The sequence below is a fragment of the Nocardia sp. N2S4-5 genome (assembly GCF_044628355.1).
Classification (GTDB): Bacteria; Actinomycetota; Actinomycetes; order Mycobacteriales; family Mycobacteriaceae; genus Nocardia; species Nocardia wallacei_B.
Genome location: NZ_JBIUPM010000001.1, coordinates 2,333,248 through 2,359,887, shown reverse-complemented (window position 1 = coordinate 2,359,887; position 26,640 = coordinate 2,333,248). Strand labels below are relative to the sequence as shown.

The 26,640-nt window shown below is 68.9% G+C and carries 10 protein-coding genes; 5 read left to right on the top strand and 5 right to left on the bottom strand.

The annotated features are described in order from the left end of the window. Positions 1 to 145: 145 nt before the first annotated feature. The gene (locus ACFMRZ_RS10350) at positions 146 to 1,423 is read right to left on the bottom strand and encodes a PucR family transcriptional regulator (RefSeq protein WP_400178917.1); all 1,278 of its coding nucleotides are present in this window, start codon (positions 1,421 to 1,423) and stop codon (positions 146 to 148) included. 259 nt (positions 1,424 to 1,682) lie between these two features. On the opposite strand from ACFMRZ_RS10350, the gene ACFMRZ_RS10345 reads away from it, so the two are divergent. The 3 genes from ACFMRZ_RS10345 to ACFMRZ_RS10335 all read left to right on the top strand — a co-directional run bounded on the left by ACFMRZ_RS10345 (position 1,683) and on the right by ACFMRZ_RS10335 (position 5,895). Continuing rightward, positions 1,683 to 2,099: a hypothetical protein gene (locus ACFMRZ_RS10345; protein ID WP_400178915.1), complete on the top strand. Its 417-nt coding sequence runs from the start codon at positions 1,683 to 1,685 to the stop codon at positions 2,097 to 2,099. Between the two features lie 215 nt (positions 2,100 to 2,314). Then, complete coding sequence (locus tag ACFMRZ_RS10340; protein ID WP_400178914.1) at positions 2,315 to 4,153, top strand: ABC transporter ATP-binding protein; 1,839 nt, start codon at positions 2,315 to 2,317, stop codon at positions 4,151 to 4,153. Next, positions 4,150 to 5,895, top strand: coding sequence for an ABC transporter ATP-binding protein (locus ACFMRZ_RS10335; protein ID WP_400178913.1), 1,746 nt, complete (start codon positions 4,150 to 4,152; stop codon positions 5,893 to 5,895). The genes ACFMRZ_RS10340 and ACFMRZ_RS10335 overlap by 4 nt, the downstream gene beginning before the upstream one ends. Positions 5,896 to 5,908: 13 nt before the next feature. Here the strand turns inward: ACFMRZ_RS10335 and ACFMRZ_RS10330 are convergent, their stop codons facing one another. From ACFMRZ_RS10330 to ACFMRZ_RS10315, 4 genes are read right to left on the bottom strand one after another with little or no spacing between them, the layout of a single operon-like run. Beyond that, a complete protein-coding gene (locus ACFMRZ_RS10330) occupies positions 5,909 to 7,216 on the bottom strand; it encodes a salicylate synthase (RefSeq protein WP_400178912.1) in 1,308 nt (435 codons plus the stop codon). Positions 7,217 to 7,232: 16 nt separating this feature from the next. Next, positions 7,233 to 8,822, bottom strand: coding sequence for an NAD(P)/FAD-dependent oxidoreductase (locus ACFMRZ_RS10325; RefSeq protein ID WP_400178911.1), 1,590 nt, complete (start codon positions 8,820 to 8,822; stop codon positions 7,233 to 7,235). Between the two features lie 46 nt (positions 8,823 to 8,868). Further along, a complete protein-coding gene (locus ACFMRZ_RS10320; RefSeq protein WP_400178909.1) occupies positions 8,869 to 10,098 on the bottom strand; it encodes a cytochrome P450 in 1,230 nt (409 codons plus the stop codon). 15 nt (positions 10,099 to 10,113) lie between these two features. Continuing rightward, entirely contained in the window at positions 10,114 to 11,127 is a 1,014-nt protein-coding gene (locus tag ACFMRZ_RS10315) for a methyltransferase (protein ID WP_400178908.1), read from the bottom strand. A gap of 191 nt (positions 11,128 to 11,318) precedes the next feature. Between ACFMRZ_RS10315 and ACFMRZ_RS10310 the strand changes: the two genes are divergently transcribed. Both ACFMRZ_RS10310 and ACFMRZ_RS10305 read left to right on the top strand, forming a co-directional pair. Further along, positions 11,319 to 20,990 (top strand): amino acid adenylation domain-containing protein, encoded by a 9,672-nt coding sequence (locus tag ACFMRZ_RS10310; RefSeq protein ID WP_400178907.1) that lies wholly within the window; start codon positions 11,319 to 11,321, stop codon positions 20,988 to 20,990. After that, positions 20,987 to 26,476: an amino acid adenylation domain-containing protein gene (locus ACFMRZ_RS10305; RefSeq protein ID WP_400178906.1), complete on the top strand. Its 5,490-nt coding sequence runs from the start codon at positions 20,987 to 20,989 to the stop codon at positions 26,474 to 26,476. The genes ACFMRZ_RS10310 and ACFMRZ_RS10305 overlap by 4 nt, the downstream gene beginning before the upstream one ends. The last annotated feature ends 164 nt before the right edge of the window (positions 26,477 to 26,640 follow it).

Here is a 26,640-nt window from a genome sequence, read left to right as displayed (position 1 = left end):
CAGCAATGGGAGGATTTCCTCGTCGCCCGCCCGGTATTGTGCATCGAGAACAAAGGACGCGCACCGGTATGTGAGCCGTGCACACGCGGCCGGGAAATGACAGGTGTTACCCCACCGAATTCTTCGACGGAGAAATGGTTTTCGGTCAGGAAGGCGGTCTGAGGACGTTGGCGCCGAGGAAGTGGCAGATCCGCAGGGCCAGTGCGATATCCAGCTTCTCGGGTGCGGTTCCGTCGGCCCGGATGGCGGCGAGGGCCTTGGTGATGCGGTATTTGACGGTGTTGCGGTGCAGGGTCATTCGCTGCGCCGTGTGCACGTGGCTTTCGCCGATCTCGTAGAAGGTGTTCAGGGTGTCGCGCAGGGTCGCGGCCTGATCGGTGTCGTCGGCGAGCGCGCCCAGCACCTCGCGTACCCACGCGCGCGTGGAGTCCAGATCCTTGGCCAGCAGCGAGACCACGGCCACGCCGGGATCGGCGAATCCGATCGCCCGATGGTCGGCCGGAGTGCCCGGCACGGTGGCGACGAAGTAGGCGGCCGCGGCCTGCTGATGCGAGCGACGGAATCCCTCGAGACCGCGGCCGGGCAACCCGATCGCCAGTCGCGCGCCCTGCGGCAGGTCGGCGGCCGAGCGCAGCTCGCGGGGGTCGACCGCGGTCTGGGGCGCGTGGGGGAACCATGCCCACGCCGTGCGCCGATCGATGGCCGTCACGAGTGGCGGTCCGTCGGTATTCAGGGCAGCTGCCAGCGCCCGGGCGCCGGAATCCAGCAGCTCCGGCGCGTCGGCCTCATCGCCGTCGGTGCACCACAGGATCGCCGCCAGATGGGTCCGTTCGAGCGTGTAACCGGTCTCGATCTCGAACCCGATCGGATCCGGCGGTGTGGCGGACAGCAGCGGGTGCACGGTGGCGGCGTGCACGGTGCCGCGGGCGTTCACCGATCGGGCGCGCTCGGCTTCATAGGTTTCCAAGACGGACAGGATGATCCAGTCGGCGTACGAGTAGACGATCTCGGTGAGCCGTTCGACCACGGCCAAGCCCAGCGCCGGCGGCAGATTTCGCTGCCCGACCTCGCCGTAGCAGATGCGCATCATGACGTTCTGGCCCATATGGTACGAGCGCACCAGGAAGTTGGACGGAATCCCGCGCTGCGCCACGCGCCGTGCGTATTCGACCGCCGCCATCGGCGGTTGCAGGTGGCCGACCGGGATATCGTTGGCCAGGATCTCGATCATGGTCACCACGTTGGCGTGGATACTGGCGGCGCGCAGGGCCGCCAGGCGCGGATCGCCTCGGGTGTGGGTGATCTCGTGGGTTATCCGCCGGGTCATCGTTTCGGCGATCTCCACATCGCGTGCGCGCAGCCCCGCCCCGATCTCGAGTACGAGGGCGGCCACCTCGGATGGCGGTAGCGCGGGCACGGTCATCTCCGGACACAACCCCTCGTCGACGTTCGGTGGTCAGCGCATCCGAGGTTAACCAGGAGCACAAGGCACGGGAATGGGTCCGGGAGCCACAATCGGCGGGCGGTTTGGTGCACAGTGCACAATTCGGCGTGAGATCTGCGTGATGCAGGCGGTTCCACCGCGCTCGAGCGCCAGTGCGTGTCGATCTCCGATGTTCCCGTTCGACCTAAGGATGAGAGGGGCCACGAAGGCCCGACGACCTATTCGAACGAGGAAGAACATGACTATCGACGCTCTCGATGTACTGGTCGGCTCCTGGAAGCTCACCGGGCGCACCAAGAAGGCCGATCATGACGACATCAGCGGAGAACTCACCGCTACCCCGATTCTGGGCGGCGGCCTCCTGCACCTCAGCGGCAGTATGCGGATCGGCGACACGGAGATTCAGAGCCTCGAGTTGATCTGGCCCGACGAAACCGGCTCCGGTTTCGGCGCGCACGTGTATTCGGGATCCGGCGCCCCGCTGGACTACCGGTGGAGCCGAGACGGCGACACCCTCATCCATGCCGGTCTCGGCATGACCTACACCGGCACGATCAGCCCCGACCGCGCCACGATCACCGGCTCCTGGGTGCCCGACCCGGACCGCCCGGACATGGCCGAGGCCGCCTACGACGCCACCATGCGCCGGGTCTGACCAGCGACCGGCTCCGGCCACGCGCAGTTGTTGCGGCGCCACGCGCCCGGTGCTCGCAGCTCTGCGCGAGGTCGCCGGTTCGATTGTCCGCCACCCGCTTTCGAAGGGGGTCCCGTGAGAGGCCGGGTTGTGTTACTGTTCGCGCATTCGACAATGACAATCGTTTTCGGAGAGAATTGTCGCTGTCGATGACGTGACGGACAGGAGCCGGGATTATGGGTGGTGCCGGGGCGGCGCTCCAGGTGGACGAGGCAGTGCCGGAAGTCGAGGAGGGGGCGACGAAGCCCGGTAGTGCCCTGTTCCGGGTGACCGAGCCGGTGCGCGGGCGGCTCGGCGCGGCGCTGGCGACGGCCGCGCTGGGTGCGGTCGCCGGGGTGATCGGTTTCGTGGGTATCGCGCTGGCGCTGCGGGAGCTGTTCGCCGCCGACGCCGATACCTCCACGGTGGTGGCTCTACTGGTGCTCGCCACGGTCGGGTTCCTGGTCCGATTCGCCTTGCGCGCCTGGTCTTTCCTGCTCTCACACCTCGCCTCGTTCGACCTCGAGCAGCGCTTGCGGACCGATCTCGCGGCGCATCTGGGCCGGGTTCCGCTGGGCGAGGCGCAGCGCCTGGGTTCGGGCGCGGTGAAGAAGGTCGTGCAGGACGATGTTCGCGGCCTGCACATGGCGGTGGCCGACGCGGTGCCGCTGGCCGGTTTCACGGTGGCCCAGCCCATTGCGGCGTTGCTGGCGCTGGGTTTCGTGGATTGGCGATTGCTGCTGGCGGTCCTGTTGTTCCTGCCCGTGGTGTTCATCGGGATGCAGCTGACACTGCGGGACTACGCCGAGACCCGGCGGCGCTACGACGAGGCCAACGAGGCCATCAACGCGGCGGTGGTCGAATTCGTGCAGGGCATGCCGGTGGTGCGGACCTTCGACGACGGCACGGTGTCGTTCCGGCGCTTCGTGGATCGGGTCCGGAACTTCAACGTGGCAACCACCGCCTGGCAGAACAACAATCGCAGCGCGATGATCTTCGCCAACCTGACGGTGGCGCCGCTGCCCACGATTCTGATCGTGCTCGTGGTGGGCGCCTGGCTGACCTCGGCGGGGTCGATGTCACCGGCACAGCTGCTGGCGGCGATCCTCATCGGGACGCTGCCGGTGGAATCGGTGGTGCCGCTGATGAATCTGTCCAATCTGGTCAACCAATCCAAGGCCGGCGCCGCGCGCATTGTCGAACTCCTCGACATCGCTCCCTTGCCGGAACCCGACCAGCCGCAGTCCCCGGCCGACGGATCGATCGAGTTCCGTTCCGTCCGTTTCGGTTACGCGGGCACCGACCGGGTCGCGTTGGACGGAGTGGATCTGACGGTGCCCACCGGTACCGTGTGCGCGCTGGTCGGGCCGTCGGGCTCGGGCAAATCGACTGTCGCGCGGCTGATTCCGCGGTTCTGGGATGTGGACGAGGGCCAAGTGCTCGTCGGCGGGATCGATGTCCGCCGGATCGCGTCGGAGGATCTGCTCCGGCACGTCGCGCTGGTCTTCCAGGATCCGTTCCTGCTGTCGGACACCATCGCGGAGAACATCCGCCTCGCCCGCCCGTCGGCCACCGACGCCGAGGTCGAGGCGGCGGCGCGGGCCGCCCAGGCGCACGACTTCATCGTCTCGGAACTGCCGCGGGGCTACGCCACTCCGGTGGGTGAGCGCGGCGCCCGGTTGTCCGGCGGACAGCGCCAGCGCATCACCATCGCCCGCGCACTGCTGGCCGACGCCCCGATCGTGATCCTCGACGAGGCAACCTCTTTCGCCGATCCGGAGAACGAGGCGGCCATCCAGGACGCGATCGCCGCGCTGACCCGCGGCCGCACCGTGCTCGTGGTCGCGCACCGACTGTCCACGATCGTCGACGCCGACCAGATCGTGGTCCTCGAATCCGGCCGGGTGTCCGAATCCGGCACGCACACCGAACTACTCGCGTCCGGCGGCCGCTACGCCCGGCTCTGGGAGCACCACCAGCGCGCCCGCGGATGGGGTCTCGGCAGCGGCAAGAACAAGGAGGCCACGAACCGATGAGAAGAATCCTGCGGCTGATGCTGCTCGCCGCCGGGGATTATCGGGACGAATTCCGCCGCACGCTGTGGTGGGCGTTTCTCGGTTCGGTCACCCAGGCCGCGGCCTACGCCACGCTGATTCCGCTGCTGTACGAGCTGAGCCGGCCGGAAGTGAACACCACGGCCGCGTGGACCTGGTTCGGTATCCTGGTGGCCTGCTATGTGATTCAGGCCGTATTCCATTACGGGCAACTGCGATTCGAGTTCGGCCGGTGGGCCGATGTGCTCGCCGGCGCGCGCCTGCGGCTGGGCGAGAAACTGCGGACCATGCCGCAGGCCGAACTCGAGCGCCGTGCCGCGGGCGACCTCACCACGGTGATCGGCGGCAACGTCGCCAACGCGACGATGGGCTCGTCCTCGATGGCGCTGTTGTTCATTCAGATGGTGACGGTCCCGGCGGTCATCGGAGTGGTCATCGCCTGTGTCGACTGGCGCCTGGGTGTTGTTCTGGCCGTGTCGATTCCGTTCGCGGTGTTGTTCGTCCGGCGCATCCAGCAGATCTCGGGTGCGGGGTCGCGCCGGCTCGACGCCGCCGACGCCGCGGCCGCGAACCGAGTGGTCGAATACGTCCAGGGTCTGCCGGTGCTGCGCGCGACCGGGCAGATCGGCAGTTCGTCGCAACGGCTGGTCGAGACCCTCGAAGAGCAGAACGAGGCCATGTCCGCCATGCAGAAGCGGCTGACCTGGCCGGGTCTGCTGGCGTCCAGCGTCGTGCAGTTGTGTCTGGTGGGGATGGTGGCGCTCGGCGCGGCGCTGGTGCTCGATCTGCGGATGTCCGCGGCGTTGCTGATCGCGGTGGTGGCCGCGGCGGTGCGATTCGCCGAACCGATGTCGACCATGTCCAATCTGTCGGCGATCTTCGAGATCACGGACGCGGCGCTGGAACGTGTCGGCGAGGTACTGGACACTCCGGCGCTGCCGGTGGGCGACTCGTCGGCCCGAATCACCCGCTACGACATCGAGTTCGACGACGTGCGTTTCGGCTATTCCGAGGGCTCCGCGGTCCTGCGCGGCGTGTCGTTCACAGCTCCGGCGCGCTCGCTCACGGCGCTGGTGGGCCCGTCGGGATCGGGCAAGACGACGGTGACCAGGATGCTCACCCGCTACGCCGACCCGGACGGCGGCAGTGTCCGCATCGGCGGCCTGGACCTGCGGCAGGTCGACCCGGTGGAGATCTACCGGCATATCGCGGTGGTCTTCCAGGACGTATACCTGTTCGACGACACTATCCGCGCGAATATCGCGATCGCCGCGCCCGAGGCGACCCAGGCCGAGATCGAGGCCGCGGCCCGCGCGGCCAATGTCCACACCTTCGTCGAACGGCTGCCGCACGGCTACGACACCCGGGTCGGCGAGATCGGCGGGGCGCTGTCCGGCGGTGAGCGCCAGCGCATTTCGATCGCCCGCGCCATCCTGAAGAACGCGCCGATCGTCCTGCTGGACGAACCGACCGCCGCACTCGACACCGAGAGCGAGGTCTACGTCCAGGACGCCATCGACGCGCTGGTCGCGGAGAAGACGGTGATCGTGATCGCGCACCGGCTCTCCACCGTGGTGGCGGCGGACCAGATCCTGGTGCTCGAGGACGGCGGCGTGACCGAGAGAGGCACCCACGACGAACTGCTGGCACTCGACGGCCGCTACAGCGCCATGTGGTCCGCGCAGACCAAGGCGCGGCATTGGCGGGTCGCCGCGTCGGCTTAGCGCGGCGGAGGCGTCAGCTTTCGGAGCGTGCGGGGATCAGATAGGGCGCGATGCAGGCGAGTTTCTCGCAGGTCTCCTCGTGTTCGCGTTCGGGCGTGGAACCCGTGACCACGCCCGCTCCGGCTCGTAACCAGCTCCGGCCGTCGCGTTGGTAGACGGCGCGCAGAACCAGTGCGGCATCTAGGGTTCCGGTGCTGTCGGCCCGCACGACGGCGCCGCTGTAGAGGCCGCGGGCGTCGGGCTCGAGGTCGCCGATCGCGGCGCAGGCGGCCGCCTTGGGGATACCGGAGGCGGTGATGGCGGGGTAGACGGCGGCGAGCGCGTCCCAGCAGGTTCGATCGGCGCGCAGCAGCGTCTCCACGCGCGACGCGAGGTGCTGCACGCTGCCGCGCTCCTTGACGGTGAGGAATTCGCCGACCCGCGTGGCACTGCCGACGCTGTCGAGTTCGGCGTAGGCCAGCCGCACGGAGGTGGCGTGCTCGTAGATCTCCTTCGGATCGGTGAGCAGATCGGTCCGCAGAACGTCGTCGCGGGCGGCGTCGCCGGTGCGGGCGCGAGTACCGGCCAGTGGCTGGGTGGTGACCAGTCCGGCGCCGTCGGCCTCGAGAACGGTCTCCGGACTGACCCCGGCGGCCTGCCAGCCGCCGAGGTCCAGCAGGAAGGAGCGGGCCGGGGTGTTCCGTCTGCGGACCGCCGCGTAGGTGGCCGGCATGTCCACCGCGAACGGCAGATCCACCCGGCGGGACATGATCACCTTGTCGAACTCGCCGCGGTGAATCCGGTCCAGGGCATATCGCACGCGCCGGAGGTAATCGGGGTCGATCGCGTCCACCGGCACCGCCGTGGGCGTGGGCGCGGTGGCCGCGACATCGGGCAGCTCCAGGTCGAACGGCGCGCCGAAACTGCGTGTGAGCACTGTGGTTTCGGTGATCTCCAGTTCCACGCCGGGCACCATGAAATGCGCGAGGACATCGTCCGGGCCCGCGGTGTCCGGGCGGTACAACTCGAAGCTCGCCCAGCCGTAGGCCCGCCACCGGGGCACCGGCGCCCGGTCGAGCGCCGCCTGAATCCGCGGCCACGGTGTGCCACTCCAGGTTTCGGTGCGCTCGCCGCCGAGGGTGCTGTGCACACGGTCGCGGCGGACGGTCACCGCGCCGATCGGATTTCCGGCCACATACCAGCGTCCCGGCTGTTCGTAGACGACGTAGTCGGTGAGCTGCCCGGAGGCCGCGATGGCGGCCGCCAGTGCCAGCGGGTCGGCGTGGTGTCGGCGCACGGTCTGCACAGAGTCGTCGGCGTCGACCGTGGTGGGCGGGTTCATCGCGCTTCCTTCCGGATCAGGCGAAGGACTCGGTGATCCAGCGGGGCGCCTCGGTGCGGGACCACCGCATGAACTCCATCGCCTTGTCCTGGCTGATATCGACGTACCTGAGTTCCGGTTTCCCGTGGGGCAGATAGTCGGGGAAGAACCGCTCGCTGTTGATCCGGTCGATGATCGCTGCCGCGGCGGCCGCGGTGGTCAACTCTCCCCGCTCGACCGCTTCGCAGGTCTCCCGCGCGGTGGTCAGCAGGCCCCGCACGGTCCGGGCCAGCGCGGAGTCACCGCGTTCCAGGGCGCGGAACACCTGATCGTCCTTACCCGCGACATACCTGGACAGCGCGTGCTCCAGGGCGGCGTCGGAGTAGAAGCTGTAGGTGTGCCACACCCGGAAGATCGCGTCCCACAGGGTGTAGTCGCGGAATCCGACGTACGACGAGTAGGCGAGATCGTCGTGCACGTCGAACATCCGCTGCTGTAGCGCGTCGACACCGGCGAACCGCGCTGTCGACCAGTCGTTCTCGCGGGCCGCCTCGATGATCCGCCAGGCCAGCGCGTTCACGGTCTGGAAGGAGTTGGCGAGCCCGCGGGAGAACAGCGCGTCGATCGCTCCGGCGGACTGTGCGGTCAGGCAGAAGCGGTCACCGACCGTGCCGGACGCGGAGTACTGCAGCCGCCCGGTGCTCACCCACGGCCGCACGGCCGTCGCGGACCGGAATTGCTTCGCGACGGCCGGGAACCGCTCGAGGAAAGCGGCGAACTCCCGCTCCGGCGCGTCACGGTCCTCGGAAACCGCGTCCCCGGTGAGGGTCAGCCCCACGCTGCACAGCGGGTTCGTGGAGCGGTCGTTGTTGTCGAACGGAATCACCCACAGCCAGCCCCCGTCGAAGACATGGTGCAGGGTGCCGTTGTGCCACCGGCTCGGCTGGTCGTATCGAACGGGCGCGACATCGTCGAAGGGCTCGACGCCGATCATGTGGGTGAACAGCGAACGCGAGTGGGTCCGCGCCCGGGTGGGTAGCTCCCGCAGCCCGAACCGCTCGGCCAGTACGGAGCGAAAACCGGTGGCGTCCACCAGGTATCGGGCGTTGAACGTCTCCCCGGAGGCCGTGCGCAGCTCGGCGCCGCGGTCCGCGTCGATGTCGATGTCCTGGATTCGGGTGTTCAACCGGGGCACGGCGCCGTAACGCACGGCGAGATGGAACACGTACGAGTCGATGTCCTGACGGAACCAATGCGATTCGGCGCGGCGGTATCCGGAGGCCAGCACGATCTGGTTGGCCTTGGCCGGGTCGGCGGGGCGCCCCTGCTCGTGGTAGACGAAGCCGAAGTTCTGCTTCTGCCCGCAGGTCTTGGCGACATGCTCGGCGGTGTCCTCGAAGTTGGCCAGCGCCTTGAACTCCGGGATGTCGTAGCGCTCGGCCAGCACGTGCATCGTGGCCGTCGCGTGCGGAATGGTGGACTCTCCGACCACGAATCGCGGATGCACCCCGGCGTCGATGAGCAGCACCTCGAGGCCGTGGCGGGCCAGGATTGTCGCCAGGGTGCTACCCGCGATCCCGGCTCCGAGGATGGCGACGTCGTACGGGGTGTCGGTCGGGGGTGTCATGGTCGAACTCCTAGTGCGGTTGTGTGCGAGAGACGAGATGTGCGGATCACGGCCGCACCGGCAGGCGGCGCAGGCCGCGCAGTCCCATGCCGGGGCGCCAGCGCAATTCGGCGGGGTCGGCGGCCAAGCGCAGCTCCGGCCACCGGGCGACCAGCGTGGTGAGCGCGATCCCGACCTCCGTGCGCGCGAGGGCGGCGCCGAGGCAGTTGTGGATGCCGCCGCTGAATCCGAGATGGGGGCGGGGCTCGCGGTGGATATCGAAACTGTGGGGAGCGGGGACGTGGGCGGGGTCGCGGTTGGCGGCGGCGGGAAACACCAGAACCCGGTCGCCCGTGTCGATGTGGCGGCCCGCGAGTGGGAACGGCTCCGTCGCGTAGCGGGCTGTCGCCGATTCCACCGGCCCCCAGTAGCGCATGGTCTCTTCCACCGCGGCCGCGGACAGTTCGGGGTCGGCGCGCAGCGCGGCCCACTGCTCGGGATGGGAGATCAAAGTCAGTGTCGCGCTGGCGATCAGGCTCGCCGAGGTCTCGAAACCGGCGGCCATGAGCAGGCCGATCATGGCCATCAGTTCGCCGTTCGACAGCTTGTCCCCGGACGCGGGATGCACCAGCCTGCTGACCAGATCGTCGCCGGGGTCGTCGCGTTTGAGCAGGACGAGATCGCGGGCGTAGCCCTCGAGTTGGGCGCGCAATTCGGGATCGGGCGCCGACAGCGGGGTGGAGGCGGTCGCCGCCCGCACCGCGAGAACGTGCAGGCCGGGATGCCATGCCTCGGGGAATCCGAGAATTTCGCCGAGCACGGTGAGCGACAGCGGATAGGCGTAGGCGTGCAGCAAGTCCACGGTGCCGTCACCGGCTGCGGCCGCCCGCTCGGCCTCGCCGAGCAGTCGTTCGGCGTGCCGAATCACGGTGGGGCGCAACGCGGTGACCGACCTGGACGTGAACGCCTGCTGTGCGGCGCGGCGCAGGCGGGTGTGCTCCGGCGGGTCGGACAGCAGCATGGTGTGCGGAGCGCCGGGAAGCCGGGCCGCGGCCCGGGCGGCGCGCTGGGCGGGGGACAGCAGGCTGCGCGGATCATTGGCCAGGCGGGTGTCGCGCAGCGCGGCCTGGGCCGCCGCGTATCCGGTGACCATCCAGAATCCCCGGCCCGGTTGCTCGGGCAGTTCGACGAGGGTTACCGGGGACTGCGCGCGCAGTCGGTCGTAGATGGTGTGGGCTCGTTCGTGGAAATCCTCGGCCAGCAGGTCCACCACGATCGGGCGGGCATTGTCGAGCATCGGGTGACGTTCCGTTCAGGCCGGTGTTGCCTCGATCAGCGAGTACGAGGTGGGCAGGATGGTCGGATGGATCGCGGTGACCGTGAAACCCGCACGGCGGCAGAGGGTCTCGTATTCGGCGCGGGTGCGTTCCTGACCGCCCATATTGACGAGCATGCTGATATCGGTGAGATAGGGGGCGGGGTTCGAGGTGTCGACCACCTCGGGCAGCACGGATTCCACGATGAGCAGCCGCCCGTGCTCCGGCATCGCCGCGCGGCACCGGTCGAGGATGGTCACGCAGCGTTCGTCGTCCCAGTCGTGCAGGATGTTCTTGAGTACGTAGGCATCTCCGCCCGTGGGGACGGCCGCGAAGAAGTCACCGGCCTCGACGCGGCAGCGTTCGGCAACGCCCGCGGCGCCGAGAGTGCCGGCGGCCTCGGCGACGCCGGTCGCCGAATCGAAGAGTATGCCGCGCAAAGTGGTTGTGCCGCGCAGGATTTCGGCCAGCAGGGTGCCGTCGCCGCCGCCGATGTCGACGACGGTGTGATGCCGGGTGAAGTCGTAGCTCACCGGTATCAGTTGCGCGATGGGCAGGCTGACCTGCCGCATCGTCGCGTTGAACCGTTCGGACAGTTCGGGTTTCGTGGCGAGGAAGCCGAAGAAGTCGATGCCGTACAGCCCCTCGAAGGTCGGCTGCCCCGTGCGAACCGCCTCCTCGGTCAGCTTCCAGGAGTCCAGCAGGGCCGGATCGGTGAACAGCAGTACCGCCGCCGCCTGGGAGTCCGGCCGGTCGGTGCGCAGCGGCTGGCCCGCTTCGCCCAAACGGAATGTGCCCGGCCGGGTTTCGACCACCAGCTCCAAGGCCGCCAGGGCGCGCAGTAGCCGGGCGAGCGAGGCGGGGTGGGTGCCGGTGGCCTCGGCCAGTTCGGTGTAGCCGCGTTCGGAGTCGGCCAAGTGATCGGCGAGCCCGAGGCGGGCAGCGGTTCCGACCACCTGGGAGCAGATCGTCCCGAACATCATGTTCATCAATCGCAGATGAGCTGCCATGCCTGTCTTCCTGTGCCGCGCGGAAGGCGTTTGCCGCGTGTGTGTTTCGTGTCTCCGGACCGGAGGGCCTGTCTTGACCGGCCTGGTGGGACGTCGTAGATTGTAGCACTAATGAAAATGGTTATCGTTTGCTGGTTGGGATTGTGATGCGGGAACAGGTCCGTTTGCCACTCGTACGCACGACGAAAAGGGTGGATTGGTCCCACGGTGTAGACGAATTGCGGCAGCAGGTCAGTGAGCTGACCGGCGTGCCGGTGGAAGAGTTGACCGACGACGCCGACCTGCTCGAGCTGGGGCTCGATTCGGTGACCGTGATGCGCATCTCCGGGCTCATGCGGCGCGCGGGCAGCCGCGTGGAATACCGGGATCTCGTGCGGAACCCGACGCTCGGCGCGTGGTGGAAGCTGCTGCGCCACAGCGAAACCGGCGCCGCCACGGAAGTCGTCGTGGTGGACCGTTCGGGCCCGTTTCCGCTGGCGGTGATGCAGCACGCCTTCTGGATCGGGCGGTCGCCGGCACACGAACTCGGCGGTGTCGCCGCGCACTTCTACAGCGAGTTCGACCATGCGGGCGGTGTCGAACCGGAACGGCTGGAACATGCGGTGCGCGCCTTGACGGCGCGGCATCCGATGTTGCGGGTGGCGATCGACGCCGAGGGGATGCAGCGCGTGACCGACGGTGGGTCCTGGTCCGGCCTGATGGTCCATGACCTGCGGGAATTGCCTGAGCTCGAACGTCTTCGGCGATTGGCGCGGATTCGCGACACACTCTCGCATCGGAGTATGGACGTGGCGGCGGGGGAGGTGTTCGATCTCCAGGTCTCGCTGCTGCCCGACGGCCGCACCAGGGTGCACCTCGACCTGGACATGATCGCCGGGGACGCGTTGAGTCTGCGTAATCTCCTCGCCGACCTGACCACACTGTACGAGCGCGGCCCCACGGCGCTGCCGCCGCTGGGGTACAGCTACCGGCAATATCTCACCGATCGCGGCCTGGCCCGCGCGGCAGCGCGTGAACAGGCTCGCGAGTGGTGGCGGGCGCGGCTGCCGGAACTGCCTGCGGCGCCGGAACTTCCGCTGCTGACCTCCGAGGAGACGACCGGCGCGCGAGTCGACCGCCGCCGGTACCGGCTGTCGCCGGAGCGCGCGGGGCGGCTGCGCGAACAGGCCCGCCGTGCCGGGCTGACTCCCGCGAGCGTGCTCGCCACCGTCTTCGCGGAGACGATCGGCGCCTGGAGCAGTACCGACCGATTCCTGCTGAATCTGCCGGTATTCGACCGGGAACCCCTGCACGACGACGTGGACCGCCTCGTCGGCGACTTCTCCAGCTCGGTCCTGCTCGACGTGGACCTGTCCGCCTCGATGTCGGTGACCCGGCGGGCGCGGGTGCTCACCGAGCGGTTGCGGGAAGTCCTCGGCTATGCCGCCTACAGCGGCGTCGAGGTGCTGCGGGATCTGGGCCGGGCCGGTGGCGGGGAGCGGGTTCTCGCGCCGGTGGTGTACACGAGCGCGCTGAGCCTGGGTGAGTTGTACGCCCCCGAGGTGCGGCAGTGCCTGGGCGAGCCGAGCTGGACGGTGTCCCAGGGACCGCAGGTCTGGCTGGACGCGCAGGTGACCGAGTTCGAGGGCGGCATTCTGCTCAATTGGGATGCCCGGGTCTCGCTGTTCCCGGCCGGAATGCTGGACGCGATGTTCGACGCCTACGTGCGTTTCGTCGAGCTGTTGCTGGACGACGACGCCGCGTGGGACCGCGAGGCGCCGTGGCCGGTCGCCGGGCGCCGCCACGGCGAGGTCGCCCTCGCTCCGGCTGTACCTCTGCATCAGCGGTTCTTCCGCCGGGCCGCCGCCGATCCGCAACGGACGGCCCTGCTCGCCGATGGCGCGGAGATCTCTTACGGCGAACTCGCGTTACGCGCCCGTCGCATGGCTCGGGTGTTGGTGGACAAGGGAATTCGCCGCGGCGACAGCGTGGCCATCACATTGCCCAAGGGGGTCGAGCAGATCGTGGCGGCACTGGGTGTGCTCGCCGCGGGCGCGACCTACGTGCCCTCGGGTATCGATCTTCCGCTCGCGCGGCGGGAACGGGTCTATCGCACGGCGGGGGCGCGGCTGGTCGTCACCGACCCGCGGACCGCGGCCGCGTGGCCCGGCGATATCGAAGCGGTCTTCCCGGAGCAGTCCCGCGACGTGGACCCGCTGGCCGAGATCGTCGAGGTGGATCCCGAGGACGTGATGTATGTGATCTTCACGTCGGGCTCCACCGGCGCGCCCAAGGGCGTCGAGGTGCCTCATCGGGCTGTCGCCCACACCGTCGACGCGGTCAACGGCCGGTTCGGTATCGGCGCGGACGACCGCACGATCGCGTTGTCCGCCTTGGACTTCGACCTGTCGGCGTATGACCTGTTCGCTTTCCTGGCGTTCGGTGGCTCGGTGGTGGTGGTCGAGGAGGCGCGGCGTCGCGATGCCGCCGCCTGGGCGGAGCTGATCCGCCGGTGGGATGTGACGGTCGTCAGCGCCGTTCCCGCGCTGCTGGACATGTTGTTGATCGCCGCCGCGGACGCCGGGCTGGGAACCGCGCTGCGGGTGGTCATGCTGGGCGGTGACCGGGTCACCGTCGATCTGCCCGAGCGGCTGCGCCGGCTCGTGCCCGGCTGCCGGTTCGCCGGGCTCGGCGGCATGACCGAGGCCGCCATTCATGCCACCGTCTGCGAGGTCGGCACGGTCGACCCGGACTGGTCGAGCGTGCCGTACGGGGTTCCGTTGCCGCACGCCGACTGCCGGGTGGTCGACGCGCACGGTCGGGACCGCCCGGAGTGGGCGCCCGGTGAGCTGTGGGTCACGGGCGGCGGGCTGGCGCACGGTTACCGCGGCGACCCGGCGCGCACCGCCGAGAAGTTCGTCGAGCGGGCCGGAGTCCGGTGGTACCGCACCGGCGACCTGGTGCGATACCGGCCCGGCGGGACACTGGAATTCCTCGGCCGCACCGATCATCAGGTCAAGATCCGCGGGCATCGGATCGAATTGGGGGAGATCGAGGCCGTCCTGGCGGAGCATCCGGAGATCGTCGCGGCCGCGGCCGCGGTGGTCGAGCAGCCGGCGCGGGCGCTCGGCGCGGTCGTCGTCGGGGACGGCCCCGAGGACGCGGCGCTGCGTGCCTGGCTGGGTGAACGCTTGCCCCGCTACATGATTCCCCGTCTCTTCCTCCGCAGGACGGGACTGCCGATCACTCGCAACGGCAAGATCGACCGCGCCGCCGTCCAGGCCGCACTCGTCGCGGGAGACGGTGGCGCTGCCGGAACCGGCTCTGCGGCAACGGAAGAACCGGCACGCGGCGGAGTGCCGTCGGGACGGGCCGAGCGCCTGGTGGCCGAGGCGTGGGCCGCGCTGCTGGACTCCGGTGAGATCCGGCGTGACGACGACTTCTTCGCACTCGGCGGTGACAGCCTGCTCGCCACCCGGCTGATCCGGCGACTCGCCGCCGACGGTGTGGCGGGCGCCGACTTGGCGGCGCTGTTCGCCAACCCCACGCTCGGCGCGTTCGCCGCGACCCTGACATTCGGCACAGCCGCGACAACTCCGGCTCTCGCCTCCGATCCCGAACATCGGTACGAACCGTTCCCGCTCACCGATATTCAGACCGCGTACTGGCTGGGCCGGTCGGAGGATTTCGACCTGGGCGGTATCGGCGCGCATCTGTATATCGAGTACGACTGGCCCGACCTGGATCCGGAGCGGTTGGAGCGCGCCTGGAACCGGCTGATCGACCGGCACGCCATGCTGCGTGCGGTGGTCGGCGGCGACGGCATGCAGCGGGTGCTGGAAGTGGTTCCCACATATCGGATTCCGTTGGCCGAGGGGGATGTGGCCGCCGTGCGGGACGAGCTCTCGGACAGCGTCCTCGACGCCGGTACCTGGCCGTTGTTCGATATCCGGGTCGTTCGCGACGGCCCGAATACCCGCGTCTGCGCGGTGTTCGACACGCTGATCGCCGACGGCCTGAGCGCTGTGGTGCTCCTGTCCGAGTGGACGCGGCTCTACGCGGACCCGGACAGCGAGTTGCCCGCGTTGGGCCTGGAGTTTCGCGATTACGTCATCGGCAGCGCCCCTTCGGAAGAACAGATTCAGGCGGCTTCGGCGTATTGGCGTTCGCGGTCCGCGGAGCTGCCGCCGGGGCCACAGTTGCCGTTGCGGGTTGCTCCGGCCGCGGTGCGGCGTCCTCGCTTCACTCGTCGAGAAGTACGAGTGGACCCAGCGGTCTGGCATCGAATCGTGCAGCGGGCCAGAGGTTTCGGTGTGACGCCGAGTGTGGCGCTGCTGGCGTGTTACACGTGGGTGCTGGGCGCGTGGAGCGCCCAGCGTGACCTGACCGTCACGCTGACCCGTTTCGACCGGCGTGAGGTGCATCCCGACATCATGCGGGTGGTGGGGGATTTCAGTTCGCTGCTGCTGGTGGCGGATCGCCCGGCCGCCCAGGAGAGCTGGCTCGGGCGGGCGCGGCGGTTGCAGCGGCAATTGTGGAGTGACCTGGACCATCAGCAGGTTTCGGCGGTGCGGGTGCTGCGGGAACTGGCCCGGGAGAACGAGGCGGTCGCCGAGCCGGTCCCGGTGGTTTTCACGTCGATGCTGGGTGTGGACGACGAGCTGGCTCGCTCGGTGCGGTGGCCGGACTACACGCGGACCCAGACTCCGCAGGTGTGGCTGGACCATCAAGTCATCGAATTGCCGGAAGGCCTTGTGCTGAGCTGGGATTCGGTGGACGAGCTGTTCCCGGCGGGGATGGTCGACGATATGTTCGCCACCTACCACCGGCTCGTCCGCCAGTGGGGTGAGGCGGAGTGGGAACGGCCGCTGAGCGAGGCGTTGTCGCTGCTGCCGCCCCATCAGCGGGCCGTCCGCGACCAGGTCAACGACACCGCGGGGCCGGACGATCTTCCTGTCGGCGGGTTGTTGCATACGGCGATGTTCGATGTCGCGGCGGCGGATCCGGAACGAGTAGCGGTGATCGATGGGGACACTGTTGTCGGCTTCGGTGAATTGGCCGAACACAGTAGGCGGGTCGCGGCGCTGTTGATCGCGCACGGGGTGCGTCCTGGGGACGCGGTGGCGGTGTCGGTGGCCCGCGCTGCGGGGCAGGCGGCGGCGTTGTACGGCGTTCTCGCTGCGGGTGCGGCGTATGTTCCGGTCGCCAAAGACCAACCGGCGCAGCGTCGTCACGCGATTCTCGGGCAGGCGGGGGTGGCGGTCGTGCTGACCGACGACATTGCTTGCTACGCCGACGCCGAAGCCGCACCACCTCTTCGCCACCTGTCGGTGGTAGGGATCGGTGATGCTCGAGGCCACGATCCGGCCCCGGTGTATCGGGGTGTGGCAACCGATCTCGCGTATGTCATCTTCACCTCCGGTTCGACGGGAGTGCCGAAGGGTGTCGAAATCGAGCACGGCAGCGCGGTGAACACACTTGATGATTTGCGTTCCCGGTATGAGATCGGTGCGCGGGATCGTGTGTTGGCTGTTGCGGCAGTCGATTTCGATTTGTCGGTGTTCGACTTGTTCGGTGTGTTGGGTGCCGGTGGCAGTGTGGTGGTCGTCGCGGAGGAGGACCGGCGCGACGCGGGGCGCTGGCTGGCTCTGGCGCGGGAGCATGGTGTGACGCTGTGGAACAGCGTTCCGGCCATGCTCGATATGTTGCTTACGGTCGCTGAGGCCGGGCCGGGTTTGCCGCCTACGCTGCGGTTGGCTCTCGTGTCGGGGGATTGGGTGGGATTGGATCTGCCCGGTCGTCTCTCGGCGCTGTCGAACGTCTGCCGTCTGGTCGCTTTGGGTGGTGCGACGGAGGCTTCGATCTGGTCGAATTTCTTCGAGGTCGAGGCTGTGGATCCGGAGTGGACGTCGATTCCTTACGGTCGTCCGTTGCGTAATCAGCGTTTTCGGGTGGTGGACGAGTCCGGCAGAGATCGGCCCGATTGGGTGCCGGGGGAGTTGTTGATCGGCGGCGCGGGGGTGGCGCGCGGCTATCGGGGCGAGCCGGAGCGGAGCGCGTCCAGCTTCTTCGAGGACGGAGGCCTGCGCTGGTATCGCACGGGGGATCTGGGCAGGTATCGCCCAGACGGCGTCCTGGAATTCCTCGGCCGAGCCGATAGACAGGTGAAAATCCGTGGACACCGCGTGGAATTGGGGGAAGTCGAGCACGCGATCAGCGCGCATTCGGAGGTCCGTCGGGCAATCGCGCTCGCGGTGGGTGAGCGTGCGCGGGCACGGCTGGTGGCCTTCGTAGAACCCGATGTGCCCCCAGACATGCGGAGCTTTCTGGCCGACCGGTTGCCGTCGGGGTGGACGCCCGAACTGATCGCATTGCCGGACCCGCCATTGACCGGGAACGGGAAAATAGATCACGCCGATCTGGTGCGCCGTGCCGAAAAGGCCATCGCCACAAGTACAACCGGGCCCCTGGAACGGAAACTGTTGCGGCCGGGCCTGGAAACGCGGATCGGGTCGATCTGGCAACAGGTACTCGGCGGCGACCTGCCCGACCGGGATACCAATTTCTTCGGCGCGGGCGGAGATTCGCTGTCGGCCACCCGGCTCGTGAGCCGTCTCGGCCGGGAACTCGCCCGCACCGTGACCCTCCGCGAATTCTTCACCAGCCCGACCATCGCCGGACTCACCCGGAATGGGCCGCACACCGAAGACTCCACGCCCGGCGAACCGCCGCAGGGGTCGGCTCCGGTGCGGTCGCTGACGACCGATGCGGCCCACCGGCTGGAACCGTTCGCGCTGACCGATATTCAGGTCGCGTACTGGCTGGGCCGGTCGAGAGAATTCGACCTGGGCGGTATCGGTGCGCAGTTGTATTTCGAGTACGACTGGACCGATCTGGACCCGGACCGGTTGGCGCGCGCCTGGAATCGGGTGATCGATCGGCACGCGATGTTGCGCGTGGTGGTCGGTGCGGAGGGTATGCAGCGGGTACTGCCCGACGTCGCGGAGTATCGGATCCCCGTGATCGACGCCGGCGCCGATTTCGACGGCGTGGCCGCGGCGGTGCGGGCGGACATGGCGGACGGGGCCCTCGATTCGTCGGCGTGGCCACTGTTCGACGTGCGAATCGTGCGCGACGGTGAAAAGGCCCGAGTGTGCACGGTTTTCGACAGCCTGGTCGTCGACGGCCTGAGCGCTCTGGTGCTCATTTCCGAATGGCTGCGATGGTATGCCGATCCGGATATCGAACTGACGCGGCCGGCCATCGAGTTCCGTGACTATGTGCTGAGTTGTGCCCCCTCGGACGATGAGGTTCGAGCCGCGCTGTCGTACTGGCGTGCGCGGCTGCCGCAATTGCCGCCGGGACCGCAACTGCCACTGCGAATCTCACCCGCCGCGGTGGAGCATCCCCGCTTCCGCCGCCGTGAAGCGCGGCTGAAGCCGGAAACCTGGCACCGGATCGTCGCACGTGCCAGGAACTTCGGCGTGACACCGAGCGTGGTGCTGCTGGCGTGCTACACGTGGGTGCTCGGCGGGTGGAGCGCCCAGCGCGACCTGACCGTCACCTTGACCCGCTTCGACCGGCGTGACGTGCACCCCGACATCATGCGGGTGGTCGGCGACTTCAGTTCGCTGCTGCTGGTGGCGGATCGCCCGGCGGAGCGCGAAAGCTGGCTCGCACGCGTCCGCCGATTGCAGGAACAGTTGTGGAGCGACCTGGACCATCAGCAGATTTCCGCGGTGCGGGTACTGCGAGAACTGGCCCGCGACAGCGCGATACCGGCCGAACCCGTACCGGTGGTTTTCACCTCGATGCTGGGAGTGGACGACGAATTGGCGCGGTCGGTGCTATGGCCGGACTACACCCGCACACAGACCCCGCAGGTGTGGCTGGACCATCAGGTCATCGAATTGCCGGACGGTCTGTTGCTCAGCTGGGATTCGGTGGACGAATTGTTCCCCGACGGAATGGTGGACGACATGTTCGCCACCTACCACCGGCTCCTGAACCGGTTGGGTGAGGTGGATTGGGAGCGACCGCTGCACGAGGCGTTACCCGTGTTGCCGCCGCATCAGCGGGTGATTCGCGATCAGGTCAACGACACCGCGGGGCCGGGCGATCTTCCTGGCGGCGGGTTGTTGCATACGGCGATGTTCGATGTCGCGGCGGCGGATCCGGAACGGGTAGCGGTGATCGACGGGGACGCGGTCGTCTGTTTCGGTGAATTGGCCGAACACAGTAGGCGAGTCGCGGGACTCCTGATCGCGCGTGGGGTGCGTCCGGGTGACGCGGTCGCGGTGTCTCTGCCTCGGGGTGCGGTGCAAGTGGCGGCGTTGTACGGCGTCCTTGCCGCGGGTGCCGCGTATGTCCCCGTCGCCAAAGATCAACCGGCGCAGCGTCGTCACGCGATTCTCGAGCAGGCGGGAGTCGCGGTCGTGCTGACCGACGACGCCGGAGAACCCGACCAGCGCTCGGGCGGCGTGCCGGTGGCGGTGATCACCGATGCTCGGCACCACGATCCGGCCCCGGTGTATCGGGGTGTGGCAACCGATCTCGCGTACGTCATCTTCACCTCCGGTTCCACGGGAGTGCCGAAGGGAGTCGAAATCGAGCACGGCAGCGCGGTGAATACCCTGTACGACCTCCGACACCGCTACGACCTCGGTGCGCGGGATCGTGTGTTGGCTGTTGCGGCAGTCGATTTCGATTTGTCGGTGTTCGACTTGTTCGCTGTGTTGGGTGCCGGTGGCAGTGTGGTGGTCGTCGCGGAGGAGGACCGGCGTGATCCGGGCCGGTGGCTGGCGTTGGCGCGGGAGCATGGTGTGACGCTGTGGAACAGCGTTCCGGCCATGCTGGACATGTTGCTCACCGTCGCCGAAGCAGGTCCGGGACTGCCGCCGAGCATGCGGTTGGCGCTGGTGTCCGGCGACTGGGTGGGATTGGACCTGCCGGGCCGTCTCGCCGCCTCGTCCGACCGTTGCCGTCTGATCGCCTTGGGCGGCGCGACGGAGGCTTCGATCTGGTCGAATTTCTTCGAGGTCGACACCGTGGATCCGGAGTGGACGTCGATTCCTTACGGTCGTCCGTTGCGTAATCAGTGTTTTCGGGTGGTGGACGAGTCCGGCAGAGATCGGCCCGATTGGGTACCGGGGGAGTTGTTGATCGGCGGCGCGGGAGTGGCCCGCGGCTATAGAGGCGAGCCCGGCCTCACCGCGGCCGCCTTCTCCGAGTACGCCGGTATCCGCTGGTACCGCACCGGGGATCTGGGCAGATATCGCCCGGACGGCATTCTCGAATTCCTCGGCCGCGCCGACCGCCAGGTGAAGATTCGCGGGCACCGGGTGGAACTCGGCGAGATCGAGCAGGCGATCAGCGCACACCCCGAGGTCCGTCGGGCGATCGCGCTCGCGGTGGGTGAGCGTGCGCGGGCAAGGCTGGTCGCGTTCGTGGAATCCGCTGTGCCCGAGGATCTCCCGCGCTTCCTCGCCGACCGCCTACCCGCCGCCTGGCTACCCGAGTTGATCCCGCTGCTCGACCCGCCGCTGACCGGCAACGGGAAGATCGATCACGCCGCTCTGATACGGCGAGCCGAAACGGCCTTCGCCACAGCCGTTTCCGAGCAGACAGAGCCGATACGTCCGGGCCTGGAAACTCGGATAGCCGAGGTATGGGCGGACCTCGTCGGAGCCCCGCCGGCCGACCGGCACACGAGTTTCTTCGGCGCTGGCGGCGATTCGCTGTCGGCCACCCGACTCGTGAGCCGCCTCGGCCGGGAACTCGGCCTGACCGTGAGCCTCCGCGAATTCTTCGCCGCCCCGACCGTCGCCGGGCTCACCCACAACCAACCACAAACCGGTATCGACCTCGAAGAAGGTGTTCTGTGAACGTCCCCGACCTGGTAACCGACCTACGACAGCGCGGAGTTCATCTCTGGGTCGACGGCGCGCAGCTGCGGTTCCGCGCCCCTCAGGGCGTGCTGACCACCGAACACCGGGACCAGCTGGTGGCGCACAAGCCCGCCGTCCTGGAATACCTCGCCCAGGACCAGTCGGTGATCGACGTGTCCGCCGACACCGCCGCCGCACACGAACCGTTCCCGCTCACCCCGGTGCAGTCGGCGTACCTGATCGGACGCGACCCCACCTACCCGTTCGGGGGCGTGGCGTGCGCGAGCTACCTCGAAATCGCCTATGCCGGTGTCGATCCCGAGAATGTGGAACAGGCGTGGAACGCCCTCGTGCGCCGCCACGACATGCTCCGGGCGACCGTGCACGGCGACGGCTACCAGCAGGTCGCCGCCACCGTGCCGCAATACCGGATCCCGGTGACGGACGCCCGCGGCGCGGACCCGGCCACCGTCGACACCCTGCGTGACCGGCAACGAGACGAGATGCTGGGCCCGGCCACCGCCCCGGACACCTGGCCCCTGTTCGCCCTGCGCATCACCCGCACCGACACCGCGTGCATTCTCCACCTGCTGGTGGAACTGCTGGTGGTCGACGCCGCGAGCGTGCAACTGCTGCTGGCCGAACTCGACGAACTCGTCCACGCGGCCGGGGACGAAGCGGCACTGCGGCCCGCCCCGGAGATCGGCTTCCGCGATTACATCCTCGGTGTGCAGCAGCTGCGCAACGGATCTCGATACCAGCGGGACCGCGCCTATTGGCAGCAGCGGATCGAAACCCTGCCCGCCGCACCGGAACTGCCCACGCGGGCCACCGACGACAGCGCGGGCGCCGAGCCCGGTTTCGACCGGTTACATCAATGGCTGCCCGAATCCGTCCTGGTCGGCCTGGCCCGCAATGCGACACCGCACGACCTCACCCCGTCCGGCGCGGTACTCGCCGCCTACGCCGAGGTCATCGGGCGCTGGAGCCGGAAGCGGCAGTTCACGCTGAATCTGCCGGTGTTCAACCGCCTGCCCGCCCACCCCGAAATCGGTGCGGTGCTGGGCGATTTCACCTCCGTCAACCTGCTCGGCGTCGACCTCGACGAGCAGGACACCTTCGTCGGCCGGGCCCGCGGCATCGCCGCCCGGCTGTTCACCGATCTCGATCATCGATTGTTCGACGGCGTCGAGGTGCTCAGCGAACTGACCCGCCGCGCGGGCAACCCGGTACTCATGCCCGTGGTGTTCACCAGCACCCTCGGCGCCGAGGACGCCGGCGCGCGCGCCCACCGCGGCCGGATCCTGCGCGGCCTCACCCGCACGCCGCAGGTATGGCTCGACTGCCAGGTGACCCCGTACGACGACGGCCTGATGATCGCCTGGGACGTGCGCCGCGACGTGCTGGCCGGGGACACGGCGGCCGAGGCCTTCGCCGCGTTCACCGATCTCGTCACCCGGCTGGCCACCGACCCCGAGGCCTGGACCGAGCAGTACCCGGTCCCGCTGCCGTCCGCTCAGCGCGGCCGCCGCGACGCCTACAACGACACCGACGCCGCGGTGCGGCCGCGCCTGCTGCACGAGCGGGTTCTCGATCGGGCCGACACGGACCCGGACGCGCCCGCGGTATTCCACCGCGACGACGTGATGAGCTTCGCCGAATTGCGCCGCCGCGCAGCGGCTTCCGCCGCCGCCCTCCGTGCGGCCGGTGTGCGGCGCGGCGACCGGGTCGCCGTCTTGATGGAGAAGGGACCCGAACAAGTCGTGGCCGTGCTCGCGGCCCTGCTGGCCGGCGCGGCCTATGTCCCGATCGAGGTGAGTCAGCCGACGGCGCGCAGGGAGCGGATCATCGACCGCGCCGGCGTCGCGGTCGTGCTCACGCAGTCCTGGCTGCGCGACGCGGGTGAGATCCCCGCGACCGTGCGACCGGTCGCCGTCGACCTGCTGCCGGGCATCGACACCGTGCCCGAACTCGCCGGTGATCCGGACGATCCGGCGTACGTCATCTACACCTCAGGTTCCACCGGCGAACCGAAGGGCGTCGTCACCACCCACCGCGCGGCGGCGAACACCCTCGACGACATCAACCAGCGCTTCGGCGTCGCATCCGGCGATCGGGTACTCGGGGTGGCGAGCCTGGCCTTCGATCTCTCGGTGTGGGACATCTTCGGTGTGCTCGCGGCCGGCGGCGCCGTGGTGCTCCCCGAGCAGGACCGCGCGACGGATCCGTCGCATTGGCTGGAGCTGGTGCGACGGCATGCGGTCACCCTCTGGAACAGTGTGCCCGGGCAACTGCAGATGCTGCTCGATGTCCTCGGCGCCACGTCCGGCGCGGACTCGCTGCGCCTGGTCCTGCTGTCCGGCGACTGGATTCCGCTGGACCTGCCCGACCGGATGCGCGCGAACCATCCGGATTTGCAGGTGGTGGGCCTGGGCGGGGCCACCGAGGCCGCCATCTGGTCAATCCACCACCCGGTGCGGCAGATCGATCCGCAGTGGCGCAGCATCCCCTATGGCACCCCGTTGCGCAACCAGACCATGCACGTGCTGGACGACGCGCTGCAGGACTGTCCCGACCATGTCACCGGCGAGATCTACATCGGCGGAATCGGCCTGGCCGAGGGATATCTGGGCGACGACGAGCTGACGGCCCAGCGCTTCCTCCGCCATCCGCGCACCGGCGACCGCCTGTACCGCACGGGCGACCTCGGCCGGTTCCACCCGGACGGACGGCTCGAATTCCTCGGCCGCGAAGACACTCAGGTCAAGATCCGCGGCCACCGCGTCGAATTGGGCGAGGTCGAATCGGCGCTGCGCCGCCATCCCGCCGTGGCCGACGCCGCCGTGGTGGTCAACGGACAGGGCCCCGGCGCGCGGCTGCTCGGCTTCGCCGAGATCGCGGCCGATGGCTCCGGTGACCAGGGTCTCGGCGAGGCGGCCGCGAGCGACGTGCTCGCCACCGCCGAGCACGCCGCCGCCGCGGCGCACCAGGAAATCGACGGCGAAGCGTTCGTCGCGCTGATGCGAGCGGTCGACGAGATGGCCATGCTGTCCATCGCCGCACAGCTCCGCGCCGGCGGCCTGTTCGACGATCGCGAACGCGCGCACGACATCACCGAGCTCGCCGCTGCCACCGGGGTTTCCGAACGCCAGCACGGACTGCTGAAACGCTGGCTGGCGGCCTTGGCGGACGGGGGAGCGGTGGTGCACGATCCGGAAACCGGCCGCTACAGCGACCTGATCGCGGCCGGTCCGCGCGCGGTCGAGGCGGCCTGGCGGCGGATCGATGAGCTGGAGGAGATCGTCGGTTACGGCAGCGAGACCCTGTCCTATATCCGGGCGTGCAGCAGTCGCCTGGACGAGCTGTTGCGCGGCGCTCTCGACGTGCGGGAGTTGTTGTTTCCCGCCGGGAAACCCGGTGCGGCGCATGCTGTTTACCGGACGAATCTGGTGGCGCGCAGCGCGCATCGCATCGTGATCGACACCGTGCGGGAGGTGGCCCGGCGGTCGCCGCACCGGTTGCGGATGCTCGAGGTCGGCGCGGGCATCGCGGGCACGAGCACCGACCTGATCCCGGCGCTGGCCGAGTTCGAGCCGGACTACCACTTCACCGACGTGTCGGAATACTTCCTCGGCGAGGCTCGCAAGAAATTCGCGGACTTTCCGTGGATTCGCTACGGGCGCTTCGACATCAACGCCGACGCGCTCGCACAGGGCTTGCGGCCCAACTCGGTCGATCTCATCCTGTGCGCGAATGTGCTGCACAATTCCCGCAATGCCGACGAGGTGCTGGCGCGGCTGCGCGACTTGCTCGCGCCGGGTGGCTGGCTGGTCTTCCTCGAACCCACCCGGCAGCACAATTACGCGCTGCTGGTATCGATGGAGTTCGAATTCTTCAGCGAACTCACCGCTTTCACCGATGTGCGCGCGGGCACCGGGCAGGCGTTCTTCACCCGCGACCAATGGTTGCGGCAACTCGGCGACGCGGGCGCCGATCACGTGCGCGTCCTGCCCGCCGAGAACGAGCCGCTGGCGGCCTCCGGCCAGGGCGTCTTCATCGCCCGGTTCAAGGGCGAACGGCGCTCGGTAACCGAACAGCAGCTCACCGAGCATGTGGCGGCACTGCTGCCCGACCATATGGTGCCCGGCGAAATGAGTCTGCTCGACGCGCTGCCGCGCTCGGCGAACGGCAAACTGGACCGCAAGGCCTTGGCCGCGCGCGCCGCCGCGGTTCCGGCCGCCGCCGCGGACGCGTCCTTCGTGCCGCCCGCCGACGAGATCGAACAGCGGATCGCGCAATTATGGCAGGAAATGCTCGGCGTTCCGCGGGTCGGCCGCGACCAGAATTTCTATGCCCTGGGCGGTGATTCGCTGCTGCTGTCGCAGATGGTCGGGCGACTGCGGGAACGGGTGCCCGAGGTCGCCGATATCGAATGGCAGGAACTGCTGCGCGATATGCTGCGCAACCCCACCGTCGCCGCGCTCGCCGCCCGCCGCCACCGCGCCGACACCGCCGCGACACCGGCGGCCCGGCAGACGGCGGTGCGGTCGCTGGGCGGCGCGTCCGGGCACGACAGTGGCGCCTGGGTGCTCGTGCACGGTGGCACCGGGACGCTGGCGCCCTACAACGCGCTGCTCCCGTACCTGCGCTCGGCGCACCCCGGGCCGCTGCTCGGCCTCGAGGTAGCCGACCCGGAGCAGTACCTGAATCTTCCGGCGGACACCGTGATCGCCAGGCAGGCAGCGGATTACGCGACGGAGCTGCTCGAGCACGACCGCCGCTTCCGGATCATCGGGTACTCGGTCGGGGGCCTGCTCGCCGCCGAGATCGCGCGCACCCTCACCGAGGCGGGCGCGACGGTGGACGAACTCACCGTGATCGGCTCTTATCAGCCGCCCGCGGTGCACGACGAGCTGCTGATCGAGTACATCTTCGCCCAATCCCTCGGCGTCGACCCGGCCGCGGCGGGATTCCCTTCCGACACAGCGGCATTCGACACCGCGCTGCGCACGATCCTTGCCCGCACCCCCGCACGGGTGCCCGCCGGCGCACTGACGGAGCTGAACGGCGACTCGGCCCCGCTGGCGGCGAAACTCCGGGAACTGGCCGCCGTGTCGCGAGCCGACCGCCTCGCCGCCCTGCACGCCGCCGCCACCGGCGGGACCGGCCCGTACCATGCGGCCGGGCTGCCCCTGGACGAATTCCGCGGGCACTTCGAGATTTTCGCCCACAATCTGCGGGCCATGGGCGCCCACCGCGCGGAACCCTATTTCGGTCCGATCCGCGTGCTACGCAACAGTGATTCGGCGACACTGCTGGGCACTCGCGCGGAGGTGGACGGCTTCTGGTCCCAGATCGCTCTCGGCACGCTCGTCCTCGAGGACATCCCCGGCGACCACCTCACCACCATGGCCGCTCCCCATGCCGCCGCTCTCGCCACCCGAATCACCGCACCCCTCCAACCGTCCGTCTCCCGCCCGTGATCGCGCCGTGCAACGAAGGAAGTACGCAGCGGCCCTGGTCGCGTCAGCGTCGAGTGTCGGTGGAGGGAGTCGTGTTCGAGCGGAGCGCGGCAGCGACGGGTGCAGGGCCGTCGGTCGCGGTGGAGTCGTGACCGAGCGGAGCGGGAAAGCGATGGGTGCCGCAT

What these genes read in the sequence shown, in the direction of transcription:
- ACFMRZ_RS10350 (WP_400178917.1), bottom strand. Translation starts at nt 1,423, where the DNA reads ATGACCGTGCCCGCGCTACCGCCATCCGAGGTGGCCGCCCTCGTACTC.
- ACFMRZ_RS10315 (WP_400178908.1), bottom strand. Translation starts at nt 11,127, where the DNA reads ATGGCAGCTCATCTGCGATTGATGAACATGATGTTCGGGACGATCTGC.
- ACFMRZ_RS10345 (WP_400178915.1), top strand. Translation starts at nt 1,683, where the DNA reads ATGACTATCGACGCTCTCGATGTACTGGTCGGCTCCTGGAAGCTCACC.
- ACFMRZ_RS10340 (WP_400178914.1), top strand. Translation starts at nt 2,315, where the DNA reads ATGGGTGGTGCCGGGGCGGCGCTCCAGGTGGACGAGGCAGTGCCGGAA.
- ACFMRZ_RS10330 (WP_400178912.1), bottom strand. Translation starts at nt 7,216, where the DNA reads ATGAACCCGCCCACCACGGTCGACGCCGACGACTCTGTGCAGACCGTG.
- ACFMRZ_RS10325 (WP_400178911.1), bottom strand. Translation starts at nt 8,822, where the DNA reads ATGACACCCCCGACCGACACCCCGTACGACGTCGCCATCCTCGGAGCC.
- ACFMRZ_RS10335 (WP_400178913.1), top strand. Translation starts at nt 4,150, where the DNA reads ATGAGAAGAATCCTGCGGCTGATGCTGCTCGCCGCCGGGGATTATCGG.
- ACFMRZ_RS10320 (WP_400178909.1), bottom strand. Translation starts at nt 10,098, where the DNA reads ATGCTCGACAATGCCCGCCCGATCGTGGTGGACCTGCTGGCCGAGGAT.